General features: G+C 44.2%; 13 protein-coding genes and 1 pseudogene. 3 read left to right on the top strand and 11 right to left on the bottom strand.

Features of this window, described 5'->3' with window-relative positions:
* The first annotated feature begins 78 nt into the window (after positions 1–78).
* Positions 79–450 carry a VOC family protein gene (locus RMY63_RS16400; protein ID WP_322729718.1) on the top strand — a complete coding sequence of 124 codons (372 nt, stop codon included), beginning with the start codon at positions 79–81 and terminating at the stop codon, positions 448–450.
* Positions 451–466: 16 nt separating this feature from the next.
* On the opposite strand, the gene RMY63_RS16405 is transcribed toward RMY63_RS16400, so the two are convergent.
* From RMY63_RS16405 to nifB, 8 genes and pseudogenes are all read right to left on the bottom strand, one after another.
* Positions 467–598, bottom strand: a complete 132-nt coding sequence (locus tag RMY63_RS16405; RefSeq protein ID WP_322729719.1) for a hypothetical protein — start codon at positions 596–598, stop codon at positions 467–469.
* Between the two features lie 140 nt (positions 599–738).
* Positions 739–1,536: pseudogene (locus RMY63_RS16410) on the bottom strand (nitrogenase component 1); the annotation flags it as partial.
* 148 nt (positions 1,537–1,684) lie between these two features.
* Entirely contained in the window at positions 1,685–2,578 is an 894-nt protein-coding gene (gene nifH / locus RMY63_RS16415) for a nitrogenase iron protein (RefSeq protein WP_322729720.1), read from the bottom strand.
* A 409-nt stretch (positions 2,579–2,987) separates the two neighbouring features.
* On the bottom strand, positions 2,988–3,344 hold the full coding sequence (locus RMY63_RS16420) for a group 1 truncated hemoglobin (protein ID WP_322729721.1): 357 nt from the start codon (positions 3,342–3,344) through the stop codon (positions 2,988–2,990).
* Between the two features lie 294 nt (positions 3,345–3,638).
* The gene (nifU, locus tag RMY63_RS16425) at positions 3,639–4,538 is read right to left on the bottom strand and encodes a Fe-S cluster assembly protein NifU (protein WP_322729722.1); all 900 of its coding nucleotides are present in this window, start codon (positions 4,536–4,538) and stop codon (positions 3,639–3,641) included.
* A gap of 137 nt (positions 4,539–4,675) precedes the next feature.
* The gene (nifS, locus tag RMY63_RS16430; protein WP_322729723.1) at positions 4,676–5,890 is read right to left on the bottom strand and encodes a cysteine desulfurase NifS; all 1,215 of its coding nucleotides are present in this window, start codon (positions 5,888–5,890) and stop codon (positions 4,676–4,678) included.
* A 25-nt stretch (positions 5,891–5,915) separates the two neighbouring features.
* Positions 5,916–6,293, bottom strand: a complete 378-nt coding sequence (locus RMY63_RS16435; RefSeq protein WP_322729724.1) for a 4Fe-4S binding protein — start codon at positions 6,291–6,293, stop codon at positions 5,916–5,918.
* 141 nt (positions 6,294–6,434) lie between these two features.
* Positions 6,435–7,880 (bottom strand): nitrogenase cofactor biosynthesis protein NifB, encoded by a 1,446-nt coding sequence (gene nifB / locus RMY63_RS16440; RefSeq protein WP_322729725.1) that lies wholly within the window; start codon positions 7,878–7,880, stop codon positions 6,435–6,437.
* Between the two features lie 1,293 nt (positions 7,881–9,173).
* On the opposite strand from nifB, the gene RMY63_RS16445 reads away from it, so the two are divergent.
* Positions 9,174–9,752, top strand: a complete 579-nt coding sequence (locus tag RMY63_RS16445) for a Uma2 family endonuclease (RefSeq protein WP_322729726.1) — start codon at positions 9,174–9,176, stop codon at positions 9,750–9,752.
* A gap of 35 nt (positions 9,753–9,787) precedes the next feature.
* Here RMY63_RS16445 and RMY63_RS16450 read toward each other — a convergent pair whose 3' ends face one another.
* Both RMY63_RS16450 and RMY63_RS16455 read right to left on the bottom strand, forming a co-directional pair.
* The gene (locus tag RMY63_RS16450) at positions 9,788–10,129 is read right to left on the bottom strand and encodes a XisI protein (protein WP_322729727.1); all 342 of its coding nucleotides are present in this window, start codon (positions 10,127–10,129) and stop codon (positions 9,788–9,790) included.
* Positions 10,111–10,533, bottom strand: coding sequence for a XisH family protein (locus RMY63_RS16455; protein ID WP_322729728.1), 423 nt, complete (start codon positions 10,531–10,533; stop codon positions 10,111–10,113). The genes RMY63_RS16450 and RMY63_RS16455 overlap by 19 nt, the downstream gene beginning before the upstream one ends.
* Before the next feature lie 164 nt (positions 10,534–10,697).
* Here RMY63_RS16455 and RMY63_RS16460 point away from each other — a divergent pair, with 164 nt between their 5' ends.
* Positions 10,698–11,672 carry an NAD(P)-dependent alcohol dehydrogenase gene (locus RMY63_RS16460; protein ID WP_322729729.1) on the top strand — a complete coding sequence of 325 codons (975 nt, stop codon included), beginning with the start codon at positions 10,698–10,700 and terminating at the stop codon, positions 11,670–11,672.
* An 89-nt stretch (positions 11,673–11,761) separates the two neighbouring features.
* Here the strand turns inward: RMY63_RS16460 and RMY63_RS16465 are convergent, their stop codons facing one another.
* Positions 11,762–13,105 (bottom strand): PQQ-dependent sugar dehydrogenase, encoded by a 1,344-nt coding sequence (locus RMY63_RS16465; protein WP_322729730.1) that lies wholly within the window; start codon positions 13,103–13,105, stop codon positions 11,762–11,764.
* Between the last annotated feature and the right edge of the window lie 151 nt (positions 13,106–13,256).

A 13,256-nucleotide genomic window follows, 5' to 3' on the forward strand; every position in this document is an offset into this window, starting at 1 on the left:
TTCCCTACCCAGCCAAGAAGTAAAAAAGCTGCCTCAAGCAGTTCAAATACGTGTATTTTTTTACTTTAGAGAAATCATATGTTTGACCACATCGGTTTTAACGTTAAGGATTTTACCAAAAGCAAAGCCTTTTACACGCAAGCCCTTGCCCCTTTGGGGTTAAGCATCGTGATGGAGGGAGAAGGCTGGGCGATGATCGGTAAAGATGGTTTCAATTTTTGGTTTGGCAGCTTTGGCCCAGCCCCTACCGCTATCCATGTGGCCTTCAGTGCCGCTAATCACGCCCAGGTGCAAGCCTTCCACGCCGCTGCCCTGGCAGCGGGTGGCCAAGATAATGGTGCCCCCGGCTTTCGTCCCCAGTATCATCCTAATTATTACGCCGCCTTCGTGATTGATCCTGATGGACATAATCTGGAGGCAGTGTGCCATCGGGGAGAAAAGCCAGAGTAATATTTTTCTACATTTTTTAAGAAAAATGGTTAAGTGTTGAGCCAGCAGCACTCCTAGCATGGTAGGTGTAGCGTTTTTGTGTCCGTGCCCGCCTGGATTCCAATGATTCTTGCAACCCAAATCGATGAAAAATCCTATTGTTTGACACTGTTAACCTGTCTCAACGCTTGATTGTTGGGACGAGTATGGATGTGCATTGCCGAAGTATTCGGGCTGAAAATATAAATGCGATCGCGCCCGCAATCCTTGAGTGTTTCGGCTTGGTTTGCAAGGCGTTCTTGTTAATCATAACCTGCCATCACCAGACCACTGAGCGACTACGCGCAAGCCGATTTCTTCTAACAGGATGCGGCTAGCCCAAGCATCACCACCGATGTTATAGTCACCAATAATGGCTACATCATAAGGAGTACCTTCAAATTGAAGTGTACCGTCTTTCTTAGCTTGGTCGGATCTGGTAAACACCCAGTCACGAACCATGTCGTTAGCAATGTGGTGTCCCAAAGATTGGGAAACACCCCGGAAGCCTTCGCAACGCACAGGTACAACTGGCTTGCCAATTTCTTTCGATGTCTTCCGAGCAACTGCTTCGATATCATCCCCAATTAGACCGATGGGGCATTCAGATTGAATGGAAACACCACGGTTGAGTGGGAAAAGTACATCTAGTTCTTGGATGAGCTTGACAAGTTTCTTGTCACCACCGAACACGATATCTCTTTCTTGGAAGTCAGAGGTGAAGTGCATGGTACCAAAGGTGTCAACACCTGTGGTACCGATGTAGTAGTTACGACGACCAGACCAAGACCAGTAACCGCAACCTACAGGCCCGTGGCTGATGTGGATCATGTCCTTAATAGGACCCCAGACCACACCTTTAGAACCAGCATAAGCACAACCACGAGCGGTCATTACCCCAGGCAGGGATTTGATGTTAGACTTAACGCCGCAATCGGTCTTACCTTCTTCGTATACGCCTAAGTGCTTTTCCCGCTTTTTCGCAGCTTTTTCTGGGTAAGCGCTAAGAACTTCTTTAATTAGCTCTTTTCTTTCTTCAATGATGTTTTGATTTTCTGGAGGTGTCATACTTAGCCTCTGTGATTCGTAAGGATCGGGGCATAGGGGGACTAGGAGTCCCCTCTAAGGTTAGGGGGGAGATGCGAGGGAGAGGAAAAGGTAAGATATGGAACTCTTCCTTTTTCCTTGTACTAAAGCGTTATTTCTTAGCTGCGACTTATACTACAGGAGCTTCAGCAGCAGTCTTGCCAACCAACATTGCAGCATTTTCGTCGCTTTCGAGAATACCGAATTCAATCAACAATTCTTCTAGTTCTTCCATTTCGATGGGTGTAGGAATAGCCAGATTTTTGTTGTCGATAATTTTTTGAGCCAAAATCCGATATTCGTTAGCTTGGTTGCTTTCGGGTGCGTACTCGTTAACAGTCATCCGGCGCAATTCTGCGTGTTGAACGATGTTGTCACGGGGTACGAAGTGAATCATTTGGGTGTTCAACCGTTTTGCCAAGGTTTCGATGAGTTCGATTTCCCGGTCAGTGTTACGGCTGTTACAAATCAAACCACCCAAACGCACGCCACCAGTGTGAGCATACTTAAGAACACCACGAGCGATGTTGTTAGCAGCATACATCGCCATCATTTCACCTGATGTCACGATGTAGATTTCTTGTGCCTTACCTTCGCGGATTGGCATTGCGAAACCACCACACACAACGTCACCTAATACGTCGTAAGATACGAAGTCTAGGTCTTGGTAAGCACCATTTTCTTCTAAGAAGTTGATGGCGGTGATGATACCACGACCAGCGCAACCTACACCGGGTTCTGGACCACCAGATTCTACGCAACGAACGTTGCGGAAACCGGTCAGCATTACTTCTTCGATTTCGATATCTTCTACTGCACCACGTTCTGCGGCGAGGTGAAGAACGGTTGTTTGAGCTTTGCTGTGTAGCATCAAACGGGTGGAGTCAGCTTTAGGGTCGCAACCGACGATGAGGATGCGTTGACCCATTTCTGCCATAGCCGCTAAAGTGTTTTGGGAAGTGGTAGATTTACCGATACCGCCCTTACCGTAGAAAGCTATCTGTCTTATTTTTTCGTCTGTCATGATTCGTGTTTCCCTGCAATTGGTTGGTTAGTGGGTATGCGCGTTTGTCAGTTGCGTTCACGCCAGTTGAGCGACAGTAGTGAGCGCGTGTAGAGCATCGTTGGTAGCGTTGGCATAAATGCCTGCTGGGGGCGATCGCTCCACAGCTAAAATTATTGAAAGTAAGTACATATATTTCCTGGCTAAATTTTTTTCTTTTTGTTTTTTGTCTTTGAAGTTCTGATGCCTACGGCTGGCTGCGCCAACGCCGGAAGCCGGCGCTCAGACTTCTCTCTTTGTTCTTTGTCATTTGTTTGACAAAGAACAAAGAAAATTACGCAATTTACAAATACGTCATAATGTGTTTCAGCTTGCAAGATTCAATAGGACTTGATGTTGTTATTTGTCAACAATCAATGCATAAGTCCTATTATTTGTTCAAAATAGCGCCCTTGAAATTTGTGACGCGCTCTAGTGCAGCTTTGGTGTCTTCTGGCGACTCTCCACGCACAGCCATTGATTCACTCAGGAGCTTGGCGATCTCATCGAAGTGTTGTTGCTGTAAATTCATTCCAGCGTGTGTTTTGTCCATTGGACGACCGCCGTATTGCTTTGGCCCTTCAAATATTTGAGATAAGAAAGCAACTAGATGATTACGTTGCTTCGCCATATCTGTACCAGCAAAAATGGGATTGAGGAGGCTGTCTGTGGCAATGCGTTTGTGGAGTTCATCTACTATTTGTTCAATAGCTGGTTGTCCGCCAAGTTTGTCGTACAATGTGCTCATATTCTGTTCCTTTGAAGCGAGTTGGATGATGAAATTTGCAAGTAGGCGCTTAATCTATGAAGCCTATATGCTGTTAGCAGTAATAGTGGTAGGACTGATACCAATTCGCAATTCGCAATTCGCAATTCGCAATTTGTAATTAAGAAAGTTAAATTTGAATCTGTTACTTTCTTTTGGCGAATTGGTATGAAGCATTGAGTGGAGACAATGATTCGATTCAAATCCTACTTTCTGTTCCTGGCTGAATGCATATTAGGGCGTATTTGTAGAGTACGTTAAGTCCTACAGCAATTCCTAAACTGCTTCGACTACAAGGCTCTTGCTGACACGATCTTGTAATCTGGCTTCGATCGCAATTTTTAGGGTTGCTGTACTACTAGAACAGGAACCGCAAGCACCTTGCAACACAACTTTAACACGATCGCCTTCGACATCATACAGTTCTACATCTCCCCCGTCAGCGATGAGTACGGGTCTGACTTCTTCATCGAGAACTTTTTGAATTAGAGCAATCTTTTGCACGTTGGTTAGCGATCGCTCTTTAGACGTAACAATTTCTGTGGCAACTTTTACGCCGTAATTGTTGAGAGCAGGTGAGGCGTATTCCTGTTGAACTGATCTAATAATATCATCTATGTTCGCCAGACAGGAACCGCATCCGCCACCAGCTTTTACATAATTTGTTACTTGTTCAGCATCCGTGAGATGATTTTCTAGAATCACGCGACGAATCTTAGACTCGCTGATGCCAAAGCAACTGCAAACTAACGCGCCTTCATCATCATCATCGTGGTCAGCTAGAGGTATGCCACGATAGTTATAGATAGCAGCTTCTAGGGCTTCTTGTCCCATGACAGAGCAATGCATCTTTGCTTCTGGCAAACCACCCAGGTAATCTGCAATGTCTCTGTTGGACACTTTCAGGGCTTCATCTAAGGTTAAACCTTTGACCATTTCGGTTAATGCACTAGAAGATGCGATCGCACTAGTACAGCCAAAGGTTTGAAAGCGAGCATCTAAAATCTTATCAGATTCTACTTCCACTTTCAGATGCAATCTGAGAGCATCACCGCAAGCAATGCTCCCGATTTCGCCCGTTGCAACCTTAACTCCAGGTTCGCTGGTTTCTTCGATTGCTCCCTGATTTTTGGGATCGTAAAACAGTTCTAATACTTTATCAGTGTAGTCCCACATAACTTTTATTAGTTAAGAGTGATGAGTTAGGAGTGATGAGTTATGAGCAAGAGTGAGGAGTGAGGAGTGATGAGTTATGAAATCATTAATAGTCAGCCAAAGCTACTTCTTAACTTCTAATTCCTAACTCCTAACTTCTAACTCCTAACTCCTAACAGTGCTTGTTCTTGTCCTTGCAGCCATCCTGCATCATCATTTTTGAAGGGTGAGAGGGCGCGTAAACGTTCTACAATAGCGGGCATTACCTCTATCACTCGATCAATTTCGGCAACTGTTGTGTAGCGACAAAGACTGAAGCGGATGGAACCGTGCAAAGTTGTGTAGGGTAAGCCCATTGCCCGCAGGACGTGGGAGGGTTCTAGAGAACCGGAGGTGCAAGCAGAACCGGATGATGCACAGATACCGTATTTGTTCAATAACAGTAGAATTGCTTCACCTTCGATGTACTTGAAGCCGATATTTGTGGTGTTTGGCAATCTCTGCGTAACGTCACCGTTAACTACACAATCGGGAATTTTAGCGAGTAAAGTTTGTTCGAGGCGATCGCGCAGTTTTTTTTCTCTTGCGATCGCTTCTTCTAAGTGTAACAGTTCTAGTTGGGCAGCTTTGCCCAAGGCAATAATTGCTGGAACATTCTCTGTTCCCGCTCTACGTCCGCGTTCTTGGTGTCCCCCAATCATGAAGGGACGGAACCGAACCCCACGCCGGATATATAAAGCACCAATTCCTTTCGGCCCGTGCAGCTTGTGACCAGACAGGGTTAACATATCCACGGTGCTAGTCTTCATATTCAAGGGGATTTTTCCCACTGCTTGCACCGCATCTACATGGAAGATAGCGCCATATTCTTTTACGCGCAACCCAATTTGCTCAATCGGGAAAACCGTGCCGGTTTCATTATTAGCATACATAATTGTCACCAAGGCGGTGTTACCCGTCAAGGAAGCTTCTAGTTCATCTAGATCCAACTGCCCTTGATGATTTACTGATAGATAGGTAACACTATAACCTTGGGTTTCTAATTGTTTGCAGACATTGAGTACTGCTGGATGTTCAACTTGGGTGGTGACGATGTGCCGCTTTTCTGGTTGCGCTAACAGTGCGGCTCGAATCGCCGCGTTATCTCCCTCAGTACCACAACTTGTGTAGACAATTTCTGACTCATCGGCTCCCAGGATAGCTGCAAGTTGTTCTCTTGCTGTTCTCACTGCTTTACCAACTTGCCCACCAAAGGTATGCATACTGGAGGGATTGCCGTAATAATCTGTGAGGTAAGGTAGCATTACCTCTATAACTTCTGAGTCTACCTTAGTGGTGGCATTATTATCGAGATAGATGCAGTTATTTTGCATTGTTGTCTTCTAATTACGAATTACGTTAGCGAAGCGTTAGCGACGAAGGAGCGTCATTACGAATTATTTGGGGTTGACGCTTTTGCAACTGTTCGGAATATTTCTGCGAATAACAGTTAAACCAACGTTCCCAGTAATCTTGTTTATTTGTTAATTTAGCAACTACGCGGTTGTAATCGGCAAACCAGCCTTCCCAGTAATCGCTAGGCTGCTTAACGCAACCGTTGCAGGTAGGACAACCAGCTTTACACTGAGGCACCGTATGAATGCTACCAATGCAGTTTGTACAAAGTTCAGGGTCAATCCAGTGCTGTCCGTCAACCACTTTAACTGCATTTGTGGGACATACAGATAGACAGAGATTGCAGGAAATACACTGGCTAGTAAGAATTTTGTAAGCCATGATTATTCTCCTTTTGGGGAATGGGGAGTGGGGAGTGGGGAATGGGGAGTGGGAGAGACCCGATTAATCGCGTCTGTACTGGGGAGTGGTGAGTGTTAAATATTCCTACTCCCTACTCCCTACTCCCTACTCCCTAATTCCCTAATTCCCTAATTCTTTAACGTATTGCTCGTAAAACTCCAAAGCAACCTTCTCAATCACGTCGTAAGCTTCAACAGTCTGTATTCCAGCTTCTTGCAATTTTTCTTGAGGACAGTTACCAATCTTGGAGACTAAAACTGCTTTGCAATCTGCGATCGCTTTCATAATATGCTCAAAAGAAGCTTCTTCGCCGTATCCACCTTGGCAGTATTGGTCAATTTTGCGATGACCGACAAAGCGAACTTCGTTTCCATCCACTTCGTAAATTTGGAATTCTTTCGCATGACCGAAGTGTTGGTTAACCAATCCGCCGCCTTTGGTTGCTACTGCAACGAGGACTTTCGGACTGTTGGCAACTTTCTTGCCGGCTAGTGCCTTGTCTTTGGCTACTTTAAGTTCTTCTTTAAACTTCTCAATTCCTTCGTGAACAGTAGCGCGTTGTTCCATGTCATATTCAGGAGCCATTTCCAAGAATTTCTCTTTGGAAAATTCCTGGCTGCGGTCTTCTCCCAATAATCCTACTGCATCGGCGCGGCACTGACGACAATGACGCATCATTTTCATGTTACCAGAGCAGTTGTCTTGAACTTCTTTGAGTTCTTTAGGTGTGGGGCCGCGTTGACCGGTTAAACCGAAATGTGTGCCATGTTCTGGTGCAGAAATCAATGGCATGATGTTGTGCAAGAATGCACCTTTTTCACGAATGACTCGATTCACTTCAACTAGGTGATGGTCATTGATTCCGGGAATCATCACAGAGTTGACTTTACACAAGATGTCAGCTTCTTTGAGGGCTTGCAATCCTTCCATCTGTCTTTCGTGGAGAATTCTTGCGCCTTCAATGCCTCTGTAACGCCTGCGTTTGTAGTGAACCCAAGGATAAATCTTAGCACCGATCTCTGGATCTACCATGTTAATGGTGATCGTCACGTGATCTATATTTAATTGTTTAATGCGATCGATGTAGTCTGGCAGCATTAAACCATTGGTTGATAAGCATAGCTTGATATCTGGTGCTTGCTCTGCAATCAACTCAAATGTGCGGAAGGTTTTTTCTGGGTTCGCCAATGGGTCGCCAGGGCCGGCAATTCCCACAACTGTCATTTGCGGAATCTTACCGCCAATGACCAAAGCTTTGTGTGCTGCTTCTTCTGGTGTTAGCAATTCGCTAACAACTCCAGGACGGCTTTCGTTAGCGCAATCATATTTGCGGTTGCAATAGTTGCATTGAATGTTACAAGCTGGAGCAACTGCAACGTGCATCCGAGCGTAGTGGTGATGAGCGTCTTCGCTGTAGCAGGGATGTTTCGCAATGCGTTCTTGCAGCTTTTCGTCCCTTTCCACGGTGGCGCTGCTGGTGCTGTCGCAGCCGCAACCACCGGATTTTGCTTGGGTTGGCGATTCCGTAGCGTTGGAGTTGAGGAGTCGTGTAGACGGTGATGTCATTGAATTTCGCAAAAGGTCGGTGGACTTGGCTGCCACTGTGGGAGATGCTATTGCTACTCTTTCATGCCCAGAATTGAAGTCGCGTCTTTCACACTGCCTGCAAACCCTTGGGTTCGGGCGACTTGTTTTCAAGTAAGGCAGGCGATGAATCTTAGATGTTCGGCTGGTGTGTGTCAACGTTCGGTTCTTGGGTAGAATTTGTGCCCTGAGCCGCGACTTCTATTCACTTCAGGCATGGTGCTATGTCATCCCTCCACTCACTCTTCGCTTTGTTTTAGAGCGTTAGGTGATTGGCGATATAAGATTTATATCAGCCGTCTCCCAGCCAGATGTTGCATCTCTCTAGGATAGAATTTATTGGATTTATTACATTTGTACTCAAATAAGAAAAACCCTAATTCTTCAAGCATTACAAGAATTAAAAAAGTTTTTTTCGGGTAGGGGTTCTAGTATTTTTTGGTTGGGGTTCTAGTGTTTATAGATGGGGGTTCAGGATTTATTTGTACTCAGCTAAAACCCAATCCCAGCAAGAACTTAAACTAACTTAAAACTGGGTTTGGGTTATTTCAATGTGTACTCAGATTCCCTTCAAATTTCGTCAAAAACAATAAATGGCAAGGGTTTGAGGGTTAAAAACTGGAGTAGTCTACATCGTTCTACTCCAGAAAAAAAGCGAAATTCAATTCTGTATCTAACATATCATTTTTTTGAGGGTAAAAATGCAATTCATATTTATTTAATTTTTCTTTGATAATGATGTTCAATTATGCCTTTAAGCCTTATCTGGTAAGCCGTAGAAGCTAATGTAAATAGATGTGTTGCTGCACATAATTTTCAAAAAATTTAACTTTTATCTCCTTTTTTTTCATTCCCATAATGAGGAGATGGGTAAGAAACTCTCAGATTTTGTGTTTGAGAGAAACAACAAACTATAATCTAACATGATTGAGCGATCACAATGATTTTTCTGAATTGCTCACTACAAACCTTAGCAAAAAAAATTCCTTTCCGACATGGGAAGGGGGAAAATTTAAAGTATTTCTTCTTCTAAGAGAGAGGTTTTCCAGAAGCCGCTGTTTATCGAAGGGTAAGGAGGAAGGGGGAAGGGGGAAAGGGGAAAGGTAAAAACCTCGCCACGTTAGGGCGAAATAATCCTTGTATTTTGGGTCAGGTAAAAACCTCGCCACGTTAGGGCGACCTATTCATCCCTTTTCCCCTTCCCCTTTACCCTTTCCCCTTTTATTGCTGATACTATTTAGCTACAATCAAACCAAGCGTAAAAAAATCTTAGTTATGATAGCCCTCCCCCAACAACTGCCAAAAATGACCGTTGAGGAATATCTGGAATGGGAACCTCAGCAAGACCTTCGCTACGAATATGCCAATGGCGAAGTGTTTGCCATGACAGGCGGTACAATTCCCCATAATGACATTGCACTAAATCTCTACAGACCTTTGTACCCTCATCTGCGTTCCAGAGGTTGTCGAGTGAATGTGTTAGACGTGAAAATGCAACTTACTCCCCAGAGTCGCTACTATTATCCTGATGTTATTGTCAGTTGCGACCCTCAAGACCTCAATGCTCGCAAATTTATTCAACATCCCAAGCTGATTGCTGAAGTTCTTTCGCCAGGGACAAGCGCGAAAGATCGGGATGAAAAATTCACTTATTATCTGACAATCCCCAGTTTGGAAGAATATATCTTGATTGACTCGGAACAAATCTCCGTCGAACGTTACTGTCGCGGTGAGGGTAGGATGTGGCTTTACTATCCCTACACGGCTGGAGATATCGTCACTTTATCGAGCATTGAATTTGAGTGTCCGATTGAACTGCTGTATGAAGGTGTTGTATTTAGCACTGAAGAATGAAAAGCGATGTCTACGACGGGCTGCGCCTACGCACCTTAAGCAACTGCATAGCCCGTGTATGGTCTTAACTCCGGTGGACGAAACCCCAGAACAATGTGTTCTTTGGGAATTCCAGCCCGTTCTAAATCGGCGGCAATGCCTTCTTCCGTGCCATCCCGTTGAATCCAGATTTTGCCGTCAATTAGGTCAATATGAACCAGACAGCCATGAATGCGACGATCGCCATCCCAACCAATATCCATCCACAAATAGCGATCGCGGCTTCGATCAAATACTACCTCTGATTGAATATTGGCATAAGAATAGGGTAGTGAAGCATATTCACTGAGGATAGTTTCAATCACCTGGCGATAGTCGTTTAACTTGGTGTAATCCATTGTTTAATAACCTCCTGTTTTGGATCAAAGGTAATCAGCTTTAAACGATGATTTTTCAGTAACAGTTTGCCGATAGGTTCTTCAAATAAATCATCAAAAATACTGTTAGGTATTGCAAGATATAGTACTCGTTCTGGCTCCAATTCAATCAATATATCCTGATATAAAATATACTGACCCAATGCTTTTTCTAAATCATCAACATCCGATCTCCCGATAAAACTTTTAATCTCAACTGCAATTTTAGATTCTGCTTTTTGGGCTGCCAACAGTTGTCTAGCACCTAAATCAACATACAAATCTTTTTTACCAAACTTCAGAGTCAGTGGGTCATGAGTAATTATCCATTTGTCTTTAATCAAAGCATTTTTTACATTGCTGTGATAGATGTCTCTAGCTGGCATACAGGTGTAGTTTTAGACTGATATTTATATTTTAGGAATCTCTAACTACACCTAGCATCTTCATTAAATGCCATGCGTATGCGTAGACATCGCTACACTAGATTTATCAGAAAAAACAGGCTGTCTAAGTTAATTTAGCAAAATAGGGTAGTAGGAGGAATGCAATGAAAGCAGTCATTATCCGTCGGTATGGGCCCGTTGAGGTGTTGCAGTATGAAGACGTGGAGCAGCCGAAAATTGAGCCAACGCAGTTACTTGTGAAAGTTCGTGCTAGTAGCGTTAATCCCATTGATTGGAAAATTCGCAAAGGGATGTTGAGCTTAATTACTGGCAGCAAATTCCCAAAGATTCTGGGGTTTGATGTGGCGGGAGAAGTTGTAGAGGTTGGCTCCCAAGTTACGCGCTTTAAACCAGGAGATGCTATCTATGGCAGTACTAGCTTCCCTGGAGGAGGTTACGCGGAGTTTGCAGCCATCCCAGAAAACTTGGCGGTGCTTAAACCAACGAATTTATCTTATGAAGAAGCTGCGGCTGTGCCTTTAGCAGCGCTCACGGCTTTGCAAGCGCTGCGAGATCAAGGAAATATTCAAACAGGACAAAATGTTTTAATTAATGGTGCTGCGGGTGGTGTAGGGACTTTTGCAGTCCAAATTGCTCAGGCTTTAGGGGCAGTGGTGACGGGAGTTTGCAGTACTAAAAATTTGGATTTGGTGAAATCTCTAGGAGCAGACCGCGTGATTGATTATACGCAACAAGATTTTACCGAAGATACAGTGCAGTATGACATTATCTTTGATGCAGTGGGTAAGCGATCGCTCTCTCAAACCAAAAGAGTCCTCAAACCCAATGGATTTTATATCACCACACTACCCAGCCCCAAAGTCTTCTTAGAGAGCGTCTTAACGGCGTTCCTTCCCGGTCAAAAAGCGAAATTTTTCTTTGAGAAACCTAACGCTAAAGACTTGCTTTTTCTCAAAGAATTAATTGAAGCTGGTAAAATTCGTGTGGTAATTGATCGCACATATCCCTTGCAAGAACTAGCAGCAGCTCATAGTTATAGTGAAACTGGGCGTGCAGTGGGGAAAATTGCGTTGGCGCAGCCCGTCGTAGACATCGCAGTTATTACCAACAATATTTAAGTCATCTCGGTTGGCTTTGTATACTCCTGGAGTCGTAAGAAAAGACTGGGAAATTCCGCCAAAGTTAGGTCTCTGTAGACCTTAACCAGTTATGACGGCGTGTAGGAGAGCTTATAGATAGTGCCGCTGTAGTCATCCGAAATTAACAAATTACCTTGTTGGTCTACTACCATATCCACAGGTCGCCCCCAGGTTTCTTGGGTTGCTGGAACTACCCAATCGGTGACTAGATCTATCTCCTGCCCTGGGGTCTTTGTCGTACTGTTCCAGGGAAAGTAAGCTATTTTGTAGCCCGTTTTCTTCTGCCGATTCCATGAACCATGCAGCGCTGTCACTACCCCATTTGAGTATAGGCTGGGAAAGTTGGTATTTTGTAAGAATGTTAGTCCCAAAGGAGCTGAATGGGCTTGGATACCTTTGTTAATCCTGTCCATTGCATTACAATTAACCTTTCCATCACCATTAAACTGATAGTCCCAGTTAAATGGCATATTGTTGAGGCCGTTTGAAGTGTCAGGATTGGGATTGCAGAATGGCCAACCGTAGTTACCGCCATCTCGGACTTTCGTGAACTCCTCTGGTGGGTGGTCGTCTACATAGGAGGGGACAATCTTACCGTAATTGCCACTGCTATCTTTAAAGGGATAGGCGATGTTATCTCGATTATTAACGACTACCCAAAGGTCATTTGTGCCAGGTAAGAATGCTAACCCTTCAGCATTACGTAAACCTTGGGCAAAAAGTCGCTGATTAGTTCCATTAGCGTTGTACTGGTAAATTGCACCACGTTTTGGAATACTGACAGTATCTTCCTTACAGGCATTGCATGTAGAGGCGATCGACACGTACAGTTTGTGGTTGGCATCAAGTGCGATATTTTTCAGTTCGTGACCATAAGCGCCTTTGAGTTCCCGTGTGCTGCGGTCTGGTAAGCCAGTTACAACGATTTGACGATTTTTGGCGATTAAGTCTCCAGAGTTGTAGATGAAGCGGTTAATTTGATGAGTTTCAGAGATATAAATGTATGTGGTGTTGTCAATCTTATGAAACACAATGTCGTGTGGTTTGCGTAGACCCGTTACGAAGTCAGAAATAATTGGGTCTTTGCTGCTATTTGGCCGGACAATTAACACTTTACCGGAACTGGGCTGTGATACTAGAAGATCGCCATTGGGAGCAACTGCCATAAAACGAGCTTTGCTAATGCGAGCATAAACTGCGACGGAGAAATTGGGCGGCACTTTCAAGTAACGGTTAGTATTAAAGGGCCAAGAGGTCATTGTACTAGGCACTTTCAGCTTGGTTTGAACAGACGCAGGGGGTGGTTGGCTGATCGCTGCGGTGGTAAGAACCTCTAAGGACATCAAACTAATTAGCGATGCGGATAGTATGCGTTCAAGTATCTGTGTTGGTTTTAGAGTAAATGCAACCATTTTGAAACTTCCCTCTAACTTGGTAGTGATCTATGTTACACATAATTCTCGGCTAGCCGCTTTGACCGAGAGTCTGAACAAGGTTAACTCAAAGGTATTATTTTTTTTAAACACTTAAAATATCTTTATCTACTGCTATTTTTTCTAACTC

This window comes from Nostoc sp. ChiQUE01b (assembly GCF_034531255.1).
Lineage (GTDB): Bacteria > Cyanobacteriota > Cyanobacteriia > Cyanobacteriales > Nostocaceae > Nostoc.

What these genes read in the sequence shown, in the direction of transcription:
- RMY63_RS16435 (WP_322729724.1), bottom strand. Translation starts at nt 6,293, where the DNA reads ATGGCTTACAAAATTCTTACTAGCCAGTGTATTTCCTGCAATCTCTGT.
- RMY63_RS16400 (WP_322729718.1), top strand. Translation starts at nt 79, where the DNA reads ATGTTTGACCACATCGGTTTTAACGTTAAGGATTTTACCAAAAGCAAA.
- nifS (WP_322729723.1), bottom strand. Translation starts at nt 5,890, where the DNA reads ATGCAAAATAACTGCATCTATCTCGATAATAATGCCACCACTAAGGTA.
- nifU (WP_322729722.1), bottom strand. Translation starts at nt 4,538, where the DNA reads ATGTGGGACTACACTGATAAAGTATTAGAACTGTTTTACGATCCCAAA.
- RMY63_RS16445 (WP_322729726.1), top strand. Translation starts at nt 9,174, where the DNA reads ATGATAGCCCTCCCCCAACAACTGCCAAAAATGACCGTTGAGGAATAT.
- RMY63_RS16420 (WP_322729721.1), bottom strand. Translation starts at nt 3,344, where the DNA reads ATGAGCACATTGTACGACAAACTTGGCGGACAACCAGCTATTGAACAA.
- nifH (WP_322729720.1), bottom strand. Translation starts at nt 2,578, where the DNA reads ATGACAGACGAAAAAATAAGACAGATAGCTTTCTACGGTAAGGGCGGT.
- RMY63_RS16450 (WP_322729727.1), bottom strand. Translation starts at nt 10,129, where the DNA reads ATGGATTACACCAAGTTAAACGACTATCGCCAGGTGATTGAAACTATC.
- nifB (WP_322729725.1), bottom strand. Translation starts at nt 7,880, where the DNA reads ATGACATCACCGTCTACACGACTCCTCAACTCCAACGCTACGGAATCG.
- RMY63_RS16465 (WP_322729730.1), bottom strand. Translation starts at nt 13,105, where the DNA reads ATGGTTGCATTTACTCTAAAACCAACACAGATACTTGAACGCATACTA.
- RMY63_RS16455 (WP_322729728.1), bottom strand. Translation starts at nt 10,533, where the DNA reads ATGCCAGCTAGAGACATCTATCACAGCAATGTAAAAAATGCTTTGATT.
- RMY63_RS16460 (WP_322729729.1), top strand. Translation starts at nt 10,698, where the DNA reads ATGAAAGCAGTCATTATCCGTCGGTATGGGCCCGTTGAGGTGTTGCAG.